A 1548-nucleotide genomic window follows, 5' to 3' on the forward strand; every position below is an offset into this window, starting at 1 on the left:
GCCATCATGGACTGCCAGGGCGCGCTCGACCTGCTCGCGGGGCGGACCGGCGGCAGCGTGCATCTCGGCGCGGTCTCGACCGCGAAGTATTTCGTGCCGCACGCGATCGCGGCGTTTTCCAAGCGGTACCCCAAGATCGAGATCAAGCTGACCATCGGCAATCGCGAAGAGATCCGCGAGGCCATGCACGGCTACGACCTCGATTTCGCGGTGATGGGTCGGCCACCGGCCGACGTCACCGTCGACGTCCGCCAGCTCGGGCGCAATCCGCACATCATCGTCGCGCGCAAGGGGCACTGGCTGGAGAAGGATTCCGGCCTCAACCTGACCGATCTCGTGCACGAGACCTTCCTCACCCGCGAGCCCGGCTCGGGCACGCGGACGCTGATGGAGGGCATGTTCCAGAGGTCCGATCTCGAGCCGATCATCGGCATGGAGATGAGCAGCAACGAGACCATCAAGCAGGCCGTCATCGCCGGGCTCGGCATCGCCTTCATCTCGGCCCACACGGTGGCGCATGAGCTCACCGAGGGCCGGCTGATCGTGCTCGACGTCGCGGGCCTGCCGATCGTGCGGCAATGGTACGTGATCCGCCGCAGCGACAAGGTCTTGCTGCCGCCGGCGCAGGCGATGTTCGATTTTCTGGGCTCGGAGGGGTCGAACTATCTGCCCGACGTGCCCGAGCTCGGCGGACGATGATCCGCCCGCGTTCAGCCCATCAGCTTCATGGCGATGGTCGCCGCCAGGATCAGGATGATCTGGAGCAGACGCTCGGTCGTGAAGATGCGGTTGAACGTGGTCATCGCTTGCCCCGGCCGGCGTGAAGGAGATTTCGGTCGGCACGTTGCTAGCACAGGCGGGCAGCGAGACAACTCCGTAATTGCCACGGGTGCCGCCGGCGCTCTGCGAGGGGACCCCAACGTCATTCCCTCCCCGACAGACGATCGATCCACCACGCAAGACCACGTGCGGCGCCCTCTTCGAATCCCACGACCGGTACGCCTGCGGTCACCTCACAAAGGCGGCGGACGTCAGCTGCGATGATCGGCTCGGCATCGACGCCCGTGGCGGCGATGGCGCCGAACCTGACCAGGTGGCGAGCTTCGAGGAGACCCGCGACATGCTCGACCACGCTGCGCAGACTGCGCGGCTCGCCGCTGGCGAGATTGACCGCGCCGGTGAGCTCGCTGCCGAGCACGGCAGCGATCATCTGCGCGAGGTCATCGACATAGACGAAATCGCGCAGCTGCCCGCCATGCGAGCAGTCGAATTCTCGTCCCGCGCGCAGGCTCCGGATCAGCGAGGGGATGAGGCGCGCCTCCGGCTCGTGCGGGCCGAACGGGACAAACACGCGGCCCCAGCCAGCGCCTGCCGCGATATAGGCTTCCGCCGCAGCGAGCTTGGCCTGTCCGTACAATGTGGTGGGACGGCATAGGCTGGTGCGCTCATCACACGGGCCGCTCTGCGGTCCGTATTCGAAGCAGCTTCCGATGCCGAGGATCCGGCGGGTGCCGCCGGCCCGCGCGCGCGCGAGCAGGTCGATGCTGG

Annotated in this window: 2 protein-coding genes; one reads left to right on the plus strand and one right to left on the minus strand. The window is 67.1% G+C overall.

Going from position 1 to position 1548, the window contains the following annotated elements; genetic code table 11:
- Positions 1-699 (plus strand): LysR substrate-binding domain-containing protein (locus tag MOV74_RS37805; protein ID WP_246932566.1); only part of this gene is annotated, 699 nt, incomplete at its 5' end.
- A 223-nt stretch (positions 700-922) separates the two neighbouring features.
- Here the strand turns inward: MOV74_RS37805 and MOV74_RS37810 are convergent.
- A partial coding sequence (locus tag MOV74_RS37810) for an NAD(P)-dependent oxidoreductase (protein WP_246932568.1) occupies positions 923-1548 on the minus strand: 626 nt, incomplete at its 5' end.

Origin of the sequence: Bradyrhizobium sp. SHOUNA76 (assembly GCF_023006445.1) — a bacterium.
Lineage (GTDB): Bacteria > Pseudomonadota > Alphaproteobacteria > Rhizobiales > Xanthobacteraceae > Bradyrhizobium.